This is a genomic window from Curtobacterium caseinilyticum (genome assembly GCF_030363035.1).
Classification (GTDB): domain Bacteria; phylum Actinomycetota; class Actinomycetes; order Actinomycetales; family Microbacteriaceae; genus Curtobacterium; species Curtobacterium caseinilyticum.
In genome coordinates this window covers 122,095-135,375 of sequence record NZ_JAUCMN010000003.1, presented here as the reverse complement: position 1 = coordinate 135,375, position 13,281 = coordinate 122,095, and the positions used below count along the sequence as shown (strand labels likewise).

General features: G+C 72.2%; 20 protein-coding genes. 8 read left to right on the top strand and 12 right to left on the bottom strand.

Annotated features, from left to right (window positions below):
• The first annotated feature begins 22 nt into the window (after nt 1–22).
• The gene (locus QUG93_RS05615; RefSeq protein ID WP_289472863.1) at nt 23–430 is read left to right on the top strand and encodes a tautomerase family protein; all 408 of its coding nucleotides are present in this window, start codon (nt 23–25) and stop codon (nt 428–430) included.
• 9 nt (nt 431–439) lie between these two features.
• On the opposite strand, the gene QUG93_RS05610 is transcribed toward QUG93_RS05615, so the two are convergent.
• A complete protein-coding gene (locus tag QUG93_RS05610) occupies nt 440–1,198 on the bottom strand; it encodes a GntR family transcriptional regulator (protein ID WP_289472861.1) in 759 nt (252 codons plus the stop codon).
• A gap of 111 nt (nt 1,199–1,309) precedes the next feature.
• Nucleotides 1,310–1,975: an exonuclease domain-containing protein gene (locus QUG93_RS05605; protein ID WP_289472859.1), complete on the bottom strand. Its 666-nt coding sequence runs from the start codon at nt 1,973–1,975 to the stop codon at nt 1,310–1,312.
• Between the two features lie 51 nt (nt 1,976–2,026).
• Between QUG93_RS05605 and QUG93_RS05600 the strand changes: the two genes are divergently transcribed.
• The 3 genes from QUG93_RS05600 to ychF all read left to right on the top strand — a co-directional run bounded on the left by QUG93_RS05600 (nt 2,027) and on the right by ychF (nt 3,926).
• Entirely contained in the window at nt 2,027–2,566 is a 540-nt protein-coding gene (locus tag QUG93_RS05600; protein ID WP_289472857.1) for a hypothetical protein, read from the top strand.
• Between the two features lie 24 nt (nt 2,567–2,590).
• The gene (locus QUG93_RS05595) at nt 2,591–2,791 is read left to right on the top strand and encodes a hypothetical protein (protein WP_289472856.1); all 201 of its coding nucleotides are present in this window, start codon (nt 2,591–2,593) and stop codon (nt 2,789–2,791) included.
• Between the two features lie 61 nt (nt 2,792–2,852).
• The gene (gene ychF / locus QUG93_RS05590; RefSeq protein WP_289472854.1) at nt 2,853–3,926 is read left to right on the top strand and encodes a redox-regulated ATPase YchF; all 1,074 of its coding nucleotides are present in this window, start codon (nt 2,853–2,855) and stop codon (nt 3,924–3,926) included.
• Nucleotides 3,927–3,983: 57 nt separating this feature from the next.
• Here the strand turns inward: ychF and QUG93_RS05585 are convergent, their stop codons facing one another.
• The gene (locus QUG93_RS05585; protein ID WP_289472852.1) at nt 3,984–4,619 is read right to left on the bottom strand and encodes a TetR/AcrR family transcriptional regulator; all 636 of its coding nucleotides are present in this window, start codon (nt 4,617–4,619) and stop codon (nt 3,984–3,986) included.
• A gap of 169 nt (nt 4,620–4,788) precedes the next feature.
• Between QUG93_RS05585 and QUG93_RS05580 the strand changes: the two genes are divergently transcribed.
• Nucleotides 4,789–5,142 (top strand): hypothetical protein, encoded by a 354-nt coding sequence (locus tag QUG93_RS05580; RefSeq protein WP_289472850.1) that lies wholly within the window; start codon nt 4,789–4,791, stop codon nt 5,140–5,142.
• Here the strand turns inward: QUG93_RS05580 and QUG93_RS05575 are convergent, their stop codons facing one another.
• A complete protein-coding gene (locus QUG93_RS05575) occupies nt 5,143–5,409 on the bottom strand; it encodes a HepT-like ribonuclease domain-containing protein (protein ID WP_289472848.1) in 267 nt (88 codons plus the stop codon).
• Between the two features lie 104 nt (nt 5,410–5,513).
• Nucleotides 5,514–5,924, bottom strand: a complete 411-nt coding sequence (locus tag QUG93_RS05570; RefSeq protein ID WP_289473148.1) for a helix-turn-helix domain-containing protein — start codon at nt 5,922–5,924, stop codon at nt 5,514–5,516.
• Between the two features lie 168 nt (nt 5,925–6,092).
• On the opposite strand from QUG93_RS05570, the gene QUG93_RS05565 reads away from it, so the two are divergent.
• Nucleotides 6,093–6,440, top strand: coding sequence for a hypothetical protein (locus tag QUG93_RS05565; protein ID WP_289472846.1), 348 nt, complete (start codon nt 6,093–6,095; stop codon nt 6,438–6,440).
• Nucleotides 6,441–6,513: 73 nt separating this feature from the next.
• On the opposite strand, the gene QUG93_RS05560 is transcribed toward QUG93_RS05565, so the two are convergent.
• Together QUG93_RS05560 and QUG93_RS05555 are read right to left on the bottom strand one after the other, a co-directional pair.
• Complete coding sequence (locus QUG93_RS05560; protein WP_289472844.1) at nt 6,514–6,801, bottom strand: hypothetical protein; 288 nt, start codon at nt 6,799–6,801, stop codon at nt 6,514–6,516.
• Between the two features lie 373 nt (nt 6,802–7,174).
• Complete coding sequence (locus tag QUG93_RS05555) at nt 7,175–7,951, bottom strand: isocitrate lyase/PEP mutase family protein (RefSeq protein ID WP_289472842.1); 777 nt, start codon at nt 7,949–7,951, stop codon at nt 7,175–7,177.
• A 169-nt stretch (nt 7,952–8,120) separates the two neighbouring features.
• Between QUG93_RS05555 and QUG93_RS05550 the strand changes: the two genes are divergently transcribed.
• On the top strand, nt 8,121–9,308 hold the full coding sequence (locus QUG93_RS05550; protein WP_289472840.1) for a MalY/PatB family protein: 1,188 nt from the start codon (nt 8,121–8,123) through the stop codon (nt 9,306–9,308).
• Nucleotides 9,309–9,429: 121 nt separating this feature from the next.
• Here the strand turns inward: QUG93_RS05550 and QUG93_RS05545 are convergent, their stop codons facing one another.
• Both QUG93_RS05545 and QUG93_RS05540 read right to left on the bottom strand, forming a co-directional pair.
• A complete protein-coding gene (locus QUG93_RS05545; RefSeq protein ID WP_289472839.1) occupies nt 9,430–9,618 on the bottom strand; it encodes a hypothetical protein in 189 nt (62 codons plus the stop codon).
• Nucleotides 9,619–9,641: 23 nt separating this feature from the next.
• Nucleotides 9,642–10,130 (bottom strand): GNAT family N-acetyltransferase, encoded by a 489-nt coding sequence (locus tag QUG93_RS05540; protein WP_289472837.1) that lies wholly within the window; start codon nt 10,128–10,130, stop codon nt 9,642–9,644.
• 68 nt (nt 10,131–10,198) lie between these two features.
• On the opposite strand from QUG93_RS05540, the gene QUG93_RS05535 reads away from it, so the two are divergent.
• Entirely contained in the window at nt 10,199–11,077 is an 879-nt protein-coding gene (locus QUG93_RS05535; protein WP_289472835.1) for a LysR substrate-binding domain-containing protein, read from the top strand.
• 73 nt (nt 11,078–11,150) lie between these two features.
• On the opposite strand, the gene QUG93_RS05530 is transcribed toward QUG93_RS05535, so the two are convergent.
• The 3 genes from QUG93_RS05530 to QUG93_RS05520 form a co-directional block, all read right to left on the bottom strand.
• A complete protein-coding gene (locus QUG93_RS05530; RefSeq protein ID WP_289472833.1) occupies nt 11,151–12,419 on the bottom strand; it encodes a hypothetical protein in 1,269 nt (422 codons plus the stop codon).
• An 85-nt stretch (nt 12,420–12,504) separates the two neighbouring features.
• Entirely contained in the window at nt 12,505–12,759 is a 255-nt protein-coding gene (locus QUG93_RS05525) for a hypothetical protein (protein WP_289472831.1), read from the bottom strand.
• Nucleotides 12,756–13,238: an FBP domain-containing protein gene (locus tag QUG93_RS05520; RefSeq protein ID WP_289472829.1), complete on the bottom strand. Its 483-nt coding sequence runs from the start codon at nt 13,236–13,238 to the stop codon at nt 12,756–12,758. The genes QUG93_RS05525 and QUG93_RS05520 overlap by 4 nt, the downstream gene beginning before the upstream one ends.
• Nucleotides 13,239–13,281: the final 43 nt, after the last annotated feature.

The window sequence follows — 13,281 nt, the reverse complement described above, 5'->3', positions numbered from 1 at the left end:
AGTTCCCGAACCAGGAGGCACCATGCCGCTCGTCCGTATCGACCTCGCCACCGGCCGCACGCCCGACCAGGTCCGCGCGATCGCCGACGCGATCCACACCGCCATCGTGGCCGAGTACGGCATCCCGGAGCGCGACCGCTTCCAGGTGATCACCGAGCACCCGGCGCAGCACATCATCGCCGAGGACGCCGGCCTCGGCTTCGAGCGCACCGAAGATGTCGTCGTCATCCAGGTCTTCACGCAGCGCGGACGCACCGACGAGACCAAGCAGGGCCTCTACCGGGCGGTCCACGACCGGCTGACGGAGGTCGGCGTCGCGAGCGAGGACGTCTTCATCGGCTACGTCGAGAACGGCCCGCAGGACTGGTCCTTCGGCTTCGGCCGTGCCCAGTACGTGACGGGCGAGCTGGGCGTACCCGCAGCGGGCTGACCCGCCGACCTACTTGTCGACGAGGGTGACCTCGAACGAGTAGCGGTCCGGGCGGTAGCAGTGCACGCCGTACTCCACCGCCCGGCCCGACGCGTCGTACGCGGTGCGGGTCATCGTCAGCACGGGGTCGCCGTCCTCGATCTCGAGGAGCGATGCCTCGTCGTCGGTGACCGCCCGGGCGCCGATCCGCTGCTTCGCGACCCGCATCGTGACGCCCCGGCCGCGCAGCAGCTGGTAGAGCCCGTGCGCCTGCAGGTCCTCGTCGGTGATCTCGGCGAACTCGGGCGGCAGGTAGTTCTCGAGGATGGCCATCGGGACGTCCTCGGCGAACCGCACCCGCCGGATGTGCGGGACGATCGTGCCGGGGGTGATGCCGAGCGCCTCGGCGACGACCTCGCTCGCCGGCACGTCGTCGCGCCGCAGCAGCTTCGTCGTCGGCACCTGCGCGCCCTGCGCCAGGTCGTCGTACAGGCTCGTCAGCTCGACCTTGCGCGTGACCGGACCGTGCACGACCTGCGTGCCGATGCCGCGGCGACGGACGAGCAGGCCCTTGTCGACGAGGTCCTGGATCGCCCGGCGGATCGTCGGGCGGGACAGGCCGAGCCGCTCGCCGAGCGCGATCTCGTTCTCGAGACGGGCGCCGGGCGGCATCGCGCCGGAGCGGATCGCCTCCTCGATGCGAGAGGCCACCTGGAAGTACAGGGGCATCGGACCCGACCGGTCCAGGTCCATGAACAGGTCGGACGGCAGCTGGCCTTCGTTGGTCATCGCGGTCCTTCGGGGGAGTCGGCGCCGACGGGACGGCACCGGCGGCGGCGCCGGATCGGCATTGTCGTGACAATACCATCGGCCCTCCCACCGGCCTGCGGGCCGACGGGGTCAGTCGGCGAAGATCATCGGACGGTTCGACAGCCGCGGCTGGCTCGTCGCACGGGGCTGCTCCGTCCGCGGACGCACCGGCGCGATGTGCACCCGGGTCGCCGCGCCGAGGGCCTCGACCGTGTCGCAGCCGTGGTGCCCGGCCGCGTGCACGACGATCGCCGCGCACGCCTCGGCGTCGGCAGCGGCGTCGTGGTGCTGGAAGCCCTCGTGCCCCGCGGCCCGTGCGGCCATCGGCAGGCGGTACGAGTCGAGCGTGTAGGTCTTCCGCGCGACCTGCAGCGAGCACAGGGAGTGGTGCTCCGCGAGCTCGGTGCCCGTCGCCGAGCAGCCGCCGGCGATCACGCCCATGTCGAACCGGGCGTTGTGCGCGACCAGGACGTCCCCGTCGGCGAACGCCACGATGTCGCGGTACTGCTCGGCCCAGCCCTTCGCGCCGACGACGTCCGACGCGACGATGCCGTGGATGCGGGTGTTCCACTCGAGGAAGGCGTCGTGTCCGACCGGCGGCTGGATGAACCAGGACGCCCGCTCGACAACGCGGCCGCCGCGGACCTTGACGAGTCCGACGGAGCAGGCGCTCGCGGGCGAGCTGTTCGCGGTCTCGAAGTCGATCGCGGTGAAGTTCAACGGCACGGGCCCGATCGTCGCACGGGGTTCCGACATCGTCGCGTCGCGTCCTCGGCGTTGCGGCCGGGCCGCGGTACCGTCCGGAGCATGACCGGAGCAGCCGCGCCCCCGCTCGTCCTCGTCCTGCCGGGTGCCGGCTACGGGCAGCAGGCACCCCTGCTCTGGTGGTCCCGCGCGATCGCCGCTGAGCACCGGGCCGAGGTGGCGGCGCCGGAGTGGACGGTGGACGCCGCCAGCAAGGAGGACCCCGTCGCCTTCGTCGAGCGGGCGGTCGACGAGGCGCTCACCGGCCGCCGCCCGGACCTCGTCGTCGCGAAGTCCTTCGGGTGCTTCGCCCTGCCGTGGGCCGTCCGGCAGGGGGTGGACGGGGTGTGGCTCACGCCGGTGCTGACGCACCCTGCCGTGGTCGCGGCGCTCGCCGCCGCCGGCGCGGGGTCACTGGCGGTCGGCGGCTCCGCCGACCCGGTGTGGCTGCCGTCCGCGGTCGGGAGCAGCCGTGCCGAGCTGCACACCGTGCCGGGGGCCGACCACGCGCTCGAGGTACGCGGTGACCGGCGGCGTTCGCAGCGCCTCCAGGCCGACGTCCTGGACCTGGTCGACCGTCGGGTCGCGACCCTGGTGCGCTGACCGGACGCGCCGTACAGTCGGCGCATGGGGGAGCCGAGGGACATGGACGACCTGCTGGCACGCACCGAGCGCGTCGACGCGGAGCCGCACACGGTGCGTCGCGGGATCGGGTTGGGGACCGCGCTGCTCGCGACCGGCGTGCTGGTCGCCCTCATCGTCCTCGGGACCGCGCAGGGCCTCCTCCTGGTCCTGTGGGACTTCCTGTCGCGCAGCTGGCAGCTGTGAGCGCGCCGGACGGGAGGCCCGGGTCGGCCCCGGCGGGTCGCCGCCGGTAGGCTGTCCTCCCGTGGCTCTCACCATCGGAATCGTCGGTCTCCCGAACGTCGGCAAGTCGACCCTGTTCAACGCCCTGACCAAGAACCAGGTCCTCGCCGCGAACTACCCGTTCGCGACGATCGAACCGAACGTCGGCGTGGTGAACCTGCCCGACCCGCGGCTCGACCAGCTCGCGACCCTGTTCCACTCCGAGAAGACCGTGCCGGCGCCGGTGTCGTTCGTCGACATCGCCGGCATCGTCAAGGGGGCCAGCGAGGGCGAGGGCCTCGGCAACAAGTTCCTCGCGAACATCCGCGAGGCCGACGCCATCGCGCAGGTCGTCCGGGGCTTCGCCGACGACGACGTCGTGCACGTCGCGAACAAGGTGTCCCCGAAGGACGACCTCGAGGTCATCAACACCGAGCTGATCCTCGCCGACCTCGAGACCATCGAGAAGGCGCTGCCGCGGTACGAGAAGACCGTCAAGCTCAAGCAGGCCGAGCCGATCGTGCTCGCCACCGCGCAGGAGGCGAAGGAGGCGCTCGAGGCCGGCACGCTGCTGTCCGCGACCTCGATCGACCTCGACCCGATCCGCGAACTCGGGCTGCTCTCCGCCAAGCCCTTCATCTTCGTGTTCAACGTCGACGAGGCCGTGCTCACCGACGAGGCCCGCAAGGCCGAGCTGTCCGCGCTCGTCGCCCCCGCGCAGGCCGTGTTCCTCGACGCGAAGATCGAGTCGGAGCTCATCGACCTCGACCCCGAGGACGCCGCGGAGCTCCTCGAGTCCACCGGGCAGACCGAGTCGGGCCTCGACCAGCTGGCCCGCATCGGCTTCGACACCCTCGGGCTGCAGACCTACCTGACGGCCGGGCCGAAGGAAGCGCGTGCGTGGACGATCGGCAAGGGCTGGAAGGCTCCCCAGGCCGCCGGCGTCATCCACACCGACTTCGAGAAGGGCTTCATCAAGGCCGAGGTCATCTCGTTCGAGGACCTGATGGCGGCCGGGTCGATCGCCGAGGCGCGTGCGCACGGCAAGGCCCGGATCGAGGGCAAGGACTACGTCATGCAGGACGGCGACGTGGTGGAGTTCCGCTTCAACAACTGAGAGCCGCAGACAGGAGCGCCCACGCAGCCGTCGGCTGCGTGGGCGCTCCTGTCCCGGTCAGAACCCGCCGACGCCCTCGAGGTCCCACACCGGCGGCACGTACTCGCGCGACCAGCCCTCGCGGAGCCGCGTGACGGCGCGGTCGAACGACTCGAGCAGGTCCATCTCCGGCCGCACCATCGACTGCAGCTGCAGCCCCTCGTAGGTCGCGAGCAGCTGCTCGGCACCGCGCGCCGGCTCCATCGTGTGCGGCTCGCGCCCGACCTCGACGTCTCGCTGCAGGGCGTTCAGGACGAACCCGTGGAACTTCCGCCACCGCAGGTGCAGCATCGGCGCGAGCGGGTGGTGCGGGGTCGCTGCGATGTTCAGCGTCGACGTCAGGAAGCGCATGAGCGACGGGTCGGCGACGTTCGCACCGACGATCGCACGGAGGAACACGATCGTGCCGCTGCGCTCGGCGATCGGCAGCAGGGGAGTGGTGCGCTGGTCGTTCCACTGGTCGATCGTCGCCAGCAGCAGCCCGTCCCAGGTCGGGAAGACGTCGGTGACGACGTCGATCGGGTGGCCCGACTCGGTGGCCACGTGCTCGTAGGACACCTCGTGGAGCGCGTTCGCGCGGAGTACGCGGATCATCGCGTCGACGATCTCGACCCGGAGCAGCGCGGACGTGTCGAGAGGGTGGAACGATCGCATGCGTCCAGTCCAGCGAACCGTTCCGTGCCGGACCACCCCCAGAACTGGGAAAGGCCGTTCTCCGCACGGCGAGGACCACGGCGTGGCGAGGCCGACCAGGACGGACGAGTGTCCCCCGATCGCATTCCGACCCTGGATCGGCCGCACACGACCCGCGTTTGATGGATGGATGAAGTACGTGGTCTACGGAGAGAACCGGGTGATGACCGGCGACGCGATTGCCGAGGCGGTGCTCGCCTACGCCGCCGCGCTCGGTGAGAACGGGACGACCGACATCGTCGAGATCCCGACCGCCGACGCCGAGGGGTACGGCACGACGGCCGAGGTGCTCCTCGGCCCGGCCTCGCAGATCATGGTCGAGGCGGCTCCGGACGACGAGCTGGAGCCCGAGGACGAGGACCTCGTGAACGAGCTCGCACGGCGGACCGATGCGGTCGGCGGCGGTCGCTTCTCGGACGCCGCGTCGTCGCACTCCGACGAGCCCGAGGCGCGGCGGCTCCGGACCGACCCGCCGCAGGTCTGATCAGTCGACGACCGCGAGGATCACCGCCGGGATGCGGTGCTCGATGACATCCCAGACGATGTCCTTCCGAGCCTTCCGGTAGTCGTGGGACAGGATGTTGCGGGTGCGACGGACTGCCGCGAGTGACAGGCCTTCCGGAAGGAGCGCTCGACGTTCGACGGGAAGCCAGCCGAGGAGATCGTCGAAGTGGATGACGACGGCCTCGGCCGCCCGGTAGGTCAGGCTTCGAGGCGCCTCGAACGCTGCCTGTCCCTGTTCCACGATCATCGAGCACTCTGCGAGCAGGTCGAGGAGACCTTCGCGAACGGCGGGCCACCGGTCGATGTCGACGGCAGGGCCTCCGGAACGTGCTCTCGGCGCGAACCGGTCGGTCACAGCGGGACCGCTTCGTCCAGCACGTGACGGAAGTGGTCGTCGTCCGTCAGGTCGTCCGTGAGCACGTCGGCGGGGAATCCCGTCAGTTCCTCAACCTCGTGCGCGAATCCGCCGAGGTCGAAGAGCGATGCCTCCGGGGTCAGTCCGACGAGCAGGTCGATGTCGCTCAGCTCCGTGTCGTGACCGCGTACAGCAGACCCGAAGACGCGGACGTCGCGGAGGTGGAATCGGGCCGCAGCTCGGAGGACTTCGTCGGCGTACGTCGCGAGCGGGATGCTCGGCCGGGTCCGGGCAGCACGCAGGATGCGCTCCAGGGTCTCCGGCCGGGGTCGCTTCCGGCCGGACTCGTACGCGGAGATGCTCGGTTGCTGCATGCCTGCGGCCGTCGCCAGGCCGCTCTGCGACATCCCGATGTCTTCGCGGGCTGCTCGGATCAGTTCTGCTGCTCGTTCGACACGCACGACCCACCTCCCATACACGGCGACTATAACGCCAGACCCTGGCCGCAGAACGCACACCCCGTACGTCCCCACGGAGCCGGAACCTACCGTCGAGGGAGAGATGAGGAGGGGACCGTGAAGTACATCCACTACGACGCCAGTCTGATCCTCACCGGGGACCTGATCGCCGACGCCGTCGCCGACTACGCAGCGGTGCTGGGCGCGAACTCCCGGACGGACACGATCACCGTGCCGAGCGTCGGCGACGACGGGTCCGTGACGAGGTCGATCCTGCTGGTCGGCCCGGCCAGTGAGCTCTGCGTGACCGTCGCTCCGGACGACGAGCTCGAACCCGAGGACCCGGCGTTCATCCGACGGCTGCGCGACGCTGCCCGCCGCGCGGGACCGGAGCGTCCGGTCGACGCGGACGGCGGGGTCCGCTTCCGGGGTGCCGAGGAACCGGGGGTCCGGACGGTCGACTGACCGTCACCTGTACGCGACGACGAACGCCGCCGGCGAGGAGCCGGCGGCGTTCGTCTGTCCTGCGGTTCCCGGCCTAGGCGGCCAGCGCGAGCTCGCTGCGGTCGACGCGACCGGCGAGCAGGATGGTCCGGCTCGCCTCGCCCCGCCAGGAGCGGCCCGGGACGGTCCAGCCGGCCTCGCCGTCGACGTCCACGCGGGCGTCACGGGTGACGAACAGGCGGAGGTCGTCGGCGGGGATGCGGACGAGGTACTCGCGCTGCGAGCGGTCGTCGCGCACCGGGAACTCGGCGATGCGGTCGGGGGAGACGACGGGAGCCGCGAGGGCGGTCCCGGTGATGGTGATGCGGTCGTTGCTGGTCATGGTGGTGCGGTACTTCCTGGTCGTTCGGCTCCCGGCCGTGCTCTGGTCGGCGGACTGCGTGGTCCGGCACGACGCATCGGCTGCGGGTGCACACGTCGTGTCTCGACGTGCTGCTCGTCCGGTCGGATCGAGCGGTGGTCTCGGTGGAATGCGACCCGGCGGGTCGGTGGCGAGACGGGTTGGTGTGCGCGAGTCAGATGGGTTCGCTGCAAGGCACCAACCAGAGACTATACGTCGCTTCCGGCAGGATGTCCAGGGGAGACGGACGGGAGGCACGGTGCGGGCGTGCATCCCTCCCTCGCAGGCTCGGTCGGCGCGCCCCGCGCGACGCTTCGCGTCGCCGCTGAGCGGGGCGCGCCCGTCCGGCGGTCCGTCAGTTGAGGACCGGGGTGTCCTCCGGCACGACACCGCCGCCGTACAGGTCGGTCGCCAGGTCGCGGAGCGCGCGCAGCGCGACGCGCTGCGTGAGCGGACCGTAGGAGATCCGGGCGACGCCGAGCTCCTGGTACTCGGCGGCGGGGAGTGCTCCGGGCAGGCCGATCACCGAGAGCTTGCCGCGCCCGAGACCGGCGACGAGCCGTTCGACCACGTCGCGCTGGATCGCGCCGGGCACGAAGACCAGCGAGGCGCCGTTGTCGAGGAAGGCCTTGCCGCGCGCGATCGCGTCCTCGATGCTCTCGTCGATCGGGCGCTCGCCGCCCCGGGCGATCGCATCCGTCCGGGCGTTGAGCTGGAAGTCGATGCCCTCGGCCTGCGCGGCGGCGGTGATGGCGGCGACGCGGGCGACGGCCTCGTCGAAGGGGCGGAGGCGGTCCTCCACGTTGGCACCGACGATCCCGGCGCCGATCGCGCGGCGGATCGTCTCGGCCGGGTCCTCGTACCCGTCGTCGAGGTCGGCGGTGACGGGGAGGTCGGTGGCGGCGGCGACCGTCGCGGCACCGGCCAGGGCGACGTCGAGCGGCATCCCGCCGTCGTCGTAGCCGTGGCTCGCGGCGATGGAGTGCCCGGCCGTGGCGATGGCCTTCGTCTCCGGCAGGTCGCTGACGACCTTCGCGCTGATCGCGTCCCACACGTTCACGACGCGCAGGATCTCGGGGGCTTCGTGCAGCTGCTTGAGGGTGGTCGCCTTCTCGGCGGTGCTCGTGCTCATGGTGCCGAACGTAGCCGCGGAGCCCGCTCGGTGGAGCAGGAGGCGTCGGGTTGCGGCCATCGACCCGACGTCGTCTGCTCCACGGAGACGCGCGGAACGGGACCGGAAGACGACGTGTGATGACGGCCGGACTCGCACCGGGCCTCCCGGCCGATGCATGCTGGGACGCATGGCTGACGACGAACAGGACCCGGTCGGCACGCTCCGCGGGGTCCGGACGAGCATCAAGTGGACGCGGTACGCGCCCGACGTGCTGCCCCTGTTCGTCGCCGAGATGGACCACGACGTCGCGCCGGCGATCCGGCAGGCGCTCGTCGAGCGGGTGCAGCAGTCCGACCTCGGCTACCTGGACGGGCCGGGCCCGCTCGCGCCGGCGTTCGCGCAGTTCGCGCGCGAGCGGTGGGGGTGGGACGTCGACCCGGCGCGGGTGCACCTCGCCACGGACGTCAGCGTGGGCATCGTCGAGTCACTGCGGCTCGCGCTGCCCGAGGGCGGGCGGGTGGCGGTCACCCCGCCGGTGTACCCGCCGTTCTTCGAGCTCGTGGAAGAGGCCCGGTGTCAGGTCGAGGAGGTCCCGCTCGACGAGCAGTGGGGCGTGTACCGGCTCGACCTGGCCGGACTCGAACGGGCGTTCGCCGACGGGGTGCGGGTCTTCCTGCTCTGCAACCCGCACAACCCGATGGGTCTCGTGCACGACCGAGCCGACCTCGAGGCGCTCGCGGACCTGGCGGCGCGGTACGACGTGCTCGTCATCAGCGACGAGATCCACGCCCCGCTGACCCACCCCGGTGTCCGCTTCACCCCGTTCGCGATGGTCGCCGAGGCCGCGGGCGCCCGCAGTGTCTGCGTGACGAGCGCGAGCAAGGGGTGGAACCTCGCCGGCGTGAAGTGCTCGGTGATGGTCGCGGGGGACGAACGGACCGCCGCCCTGCTCGACACGCTGTGGGAGGAGGTCGCCTGCCGCACGAGCATCCTCGGGCTGCACGCGAACCTCGCCGCGTTCACCCTGGCGACGGACTGGCTCGACGACGTGGTCGCGCGCATCGTCGCGAACGAGCGGTTGCTCGGGACGCTCCTCGCCGAGCACCTGCCGGGCGTCGTCTACACGCGGCCACGCGCCGGCTACCTGGCGTGGCTCGACTTCCGCGGCATCGGGCTCGGGGACGACCCCGCGGTGCCGCTCCGGGAGCACGCGTACGTCGCGCTGAACTCCGGGCTCGGGTTCGGCTCGCAGGGGCGGGGGTTCGCGCGGCTCAACCTGGCGTGCTCGCCGGACACCCTGCGCGAGGCCGTGCACCGCATCGCCGCGGCCTACCCGTCGAGCGCCCAGGAGGGCCTGGTCTGGCACGTGGCCTGATCGGCGGGCGGCGGCGGGTCGAGCGTGCTCCGCGAGTCTCGTGCTCCGCGACCGATCTCGGTCGCGGAGCACGAGGGACGTCGCTCAGCGCGAGACCCGCACGGCGGGCTGCCGGCTCGGTTCAGGCGTCGACGTACTGGTTGCGCCCGACGACGCGGATGCGCAGGTCGTCGTCGCGGTCCATGGCGAGGAACTCACGGGCGACCGGGCCGACGGAGGACCATCGCAGGACCTCGGTGATCGGGGTGCCCTCGATGAACACCTGCCACACGCCGCGCTCACGGACGGCCTGGACCTCGTACGTCGCCATGCCGCGAGCGTAGCGGGTGGTGGTCAGACCAGGTCGAGCACCATGTGCACGTCGGCGCGGGCGTACGGGCTCGGCGCGATCTCGTCGTGGTCGAGGTGCCGGAAGCCGAACGCCTCGTACAGGTGCACCGCGCTCGCCAGGGCGCTGTTGCTCTCGAGGGCGACCCGCCGCGCTCCGAGCCCGCGCGCCCGGTCGAGTGCCGCCGCGATGAGCTTCCGCCCGGTGCCGTGCCCCTGGTGTGCCGGCGAGACCGCCATCTTGACGAGTTCGAACACACGCTCGCCGACCGGCATGATCCCGATGCAGCCGATGACCTCGTCATCCGACCGCGCGACGAACACCGCGCCGCCGGGAGCAACGATCCGACCGACCGGGTCGCCGAGGATCGCGCGGTCCTCGTCCTCGAGCGTGAAGTACTGCTCGATCCACGCCTCGTTGAGCGTGCGGAACGCGTCGGAGTCGGCGTTGGAGGACAGCTCGGCGATGGTGAGGGTGTGCGTCGGTTCGGGCATGCCTCCATCCTTGGTCGCCCACGGAGTCAGGTCCAATACTCGTTCGGACGGATCGATACGCTGCGTGCATGGATGTCGACCTCCGGCAGCTCCGGGCCTTCCTCGCCGTCGCCGACGAGCTGCACTTCGGGCGGGCCGCCGAGCGCCTGCGCATCGCCCAGCCCGCGCTGTCGCAACAGATCCGACGGACCGAGCGCGACCTCGGGGTCGACCTGTTCGTCCGGACGTCACGGAGCGTCGCGCTGACGGCGGCGGGCCGGGTGCTCCAGGGCCGCGCACGCTCGCTCCTCGACCAGGCGGGGCGGGACCTCGACGAGGTCGTCCGGGTCGGTCGGGGCGAGGCCGGACGGCTGGACGTCGGGTTCGTCGTCTCGGCGCTGCCGCTCGGTCCGATCGAGCGCGTGCAGGCGTTCCGGCAGCGGTACCCGCTCGTCCGCGTGGAACTCACGGAGGGCTACTCGTCCACGCTGCTCGCGCGCATCGTCCGCGGCGAACTCGACCTGGCGGTCCTGCGCGACCCCGACCCCGACCCGGCCGTGCGCTTCCTGCCGTTCCGGACCGAGCGGTTCGTCGCGGCGGTCCCGCACGGGCACCGGCTCGCGGGCCGCACGGCGATCCGCGGCAGCGAGCTGGTCGACGACCCGTTCGTGTTCTTCCCCGCGGTCGCCGGTGCCGTGGCGACCGCGCGGAACCTCGCGCCCGTGGTCGCCGACGGGCGTCGGCCCGAGATCGTGCAGGAGGCCACGACGTGGGCCACCGTGCTGCACCTCGTCGGAGCGGGGCTCGGCGTGACGATCGCCCCGGAGAGCGCGACCCTCGCGGCACCCGACACCGTCGTCCTGCTCCCGCTGCAGGACGATCCGCACCGCAGCGAACTGGTGTGGGCTGTCCGAGCGGACGACGACCGCGAGATCCTCCGGAACTTCATCGTCGCCACCGAGACCTGACCCGCGCCAGGTGACGCCGCGGCCGTTCCACCGGGCTCGTGCAGCGCGCTCGACGTCGCGCGCCAGGGACGGGTCAGTCGCGACACGGGGCCGCGGCGGTGAGCCGCAGACCGTCCACCGTGCCCCTGATCGTGGCGGACTCGACCCCGCGGGTCCCCCGCGGCCCGGCCGACCAGGAGTCCAGCCCCATCGCACTCCCGCCCGTTCGCAACCCGTCGGCCGTCCACGCGGTGGTCACCCGGTCGAAGGGCTCCTGCGGATCGTCGTACTGCTCGAACACCGGGACGAGGACCGAGGCCGTCGCCCGGGTACCGGTCCAGCGCTCGGGCCGGACGTCGCTGGCGGACGAGCACCGTTCGACGGCGGTCGCGACCCGTGCGGGGACGCCGGTCGCCCGGGCCGAGGACTCGAGGAACGAACGGACCGCCGACTCGTCGTCGGACACGTCCGCGCGGAACCAGGGGAGCGGTGCCGTCAGCGGATCCGACCCGGTGAGCGGCAGGCCGAGCCACCCGACGACCGGCTCCGCCCCGTGGTCGAAGACCCGGAAGGTGGTCCGTGCGTCCGGGTCCTGCGCAGCGGCGTCGTCGTCGGTCCGCGTGAGCGTCCGTGCGGCGCTGTCGACGTCGACGACGGTGATCGTCAGCGTGGGAGGCCCGTCCGGCTTCCCGTCCCGCACCAGGGAGGACGTCGCGTAGCGGACCACCCGCGGCCGGATCGTGTCGAGGGCGCCGAGGAGCGGTGGCCCGGGCCGGGTGCGGTCGACCTCGACGTCGAACTCGACCGCGGCACCGTCGCCGACCGAGTCGAGCGTCACGGGCACACCGCCGGCGAGCGACCGGACCCGCGGGACGACCGTGCTCCACACCGGCGCGCTGCGGAGGACGACCCGGACACCACGGCGGGTACCGAGCACCTGGTCGACGTCGGGCTCGCGCCGCAGGTGGTCTGCCGCCGTGACGACGCGGGGGACCGTCGGGTCGACGGACGCCTCCGCGGTGCCCGCCCCCGCGGGCAGGGCGAGTGACACGGTCAGGCTCGAGCCCGGGATCCGCACGTCGGTGAGCCGACGGACGCGGGCGGCGAGCCGGACGTCGTCGGATGCCGCCCGGACCCGGACCGAGGCCACCCACGCCGGTGTGCCGTAGCCGTCGGTCAGGTCGCCGTCGGCAGCGGCGACACCCGGCTCGGCCCGGACGTCGGCGAGCAGACCGTCGAGCGCGCGCTGTGCGCCGTCCGGGACGGTCGGGAAGATCGTGCACCCCGCAGCGCCGGCGGTGATCGCACCGAGGACGACGGTCGCGAGGACCGCGCGCACGAGACGGCGGGACGTGCTGGTCATCCGGCCACGGTAGGGCGGACGCGCAGGATCGCTGCCCGCGTCGAGCGCGGATGGGTCGTCGGACACACGGCACTGCCCGCAGCGGTCACCCGAGGAGCAGCACCGGCGCTCGCTGGTCGCCGAGCTCGTCCTCGGACCACGGCCGTGCCCCGCGGAGCGTCAGCCCGAGCTGGACGAGCACGAACGCGACGTGCGGCTCGACGTCCGGGTCCCACGGCCCCTCGACGCCCAGGCCGAGCGCCCCGAGCTCGTCGTCCGCTTCGTCACGGATGCTGAGCCGCCAACGTCCGTCGCCCTGTTCCTCGACGACGGCCCACCGTGCGGTGGCGAAGCGGCTCACGCGGTCTTCGCCACGTCCTGGGTGAAGTTCCGCACGCGCCCGGACAGCGCCTCGCCCCGCATCGCGATCGTCGCCGGCGGGTTGAGGTGCGGCGGCGCCGTGCGGATGAGCATCGAGCAGCCGAGGTCCTCGCAGATGTAGGACCCGATGGTGTTGCCGTTCCGTCCGGACTCGCCGGCGCGTGCGGCGGAGAACAGACGGACCTGCGTGGCCGGTTGCGGGGAGTGGCAGAACGAGCACATCGCGGCGATCCCGGGGCGGAGCGACCCGCCCGCGGACCGGACGACGATCCCCACGGGTCGGTCATCGATCCAGGACACGATGTAGCCGCGTCGGGCGGCCTGCGGGTCGCGCCAGCCGAGGAACTCACGCTCGTCCCACAGCATCTCGTGCAGGCCGGGGATGGGGAGCTGGTCGAGCTCCTCCGGTGTGGCGTTCACGAACGACGAACGGATGTCTGCTTCGGTCAGTGGCTTCACGGTCCAGCCACCCTACGCCCCACCTCCGACAGGCGCGTCCGGT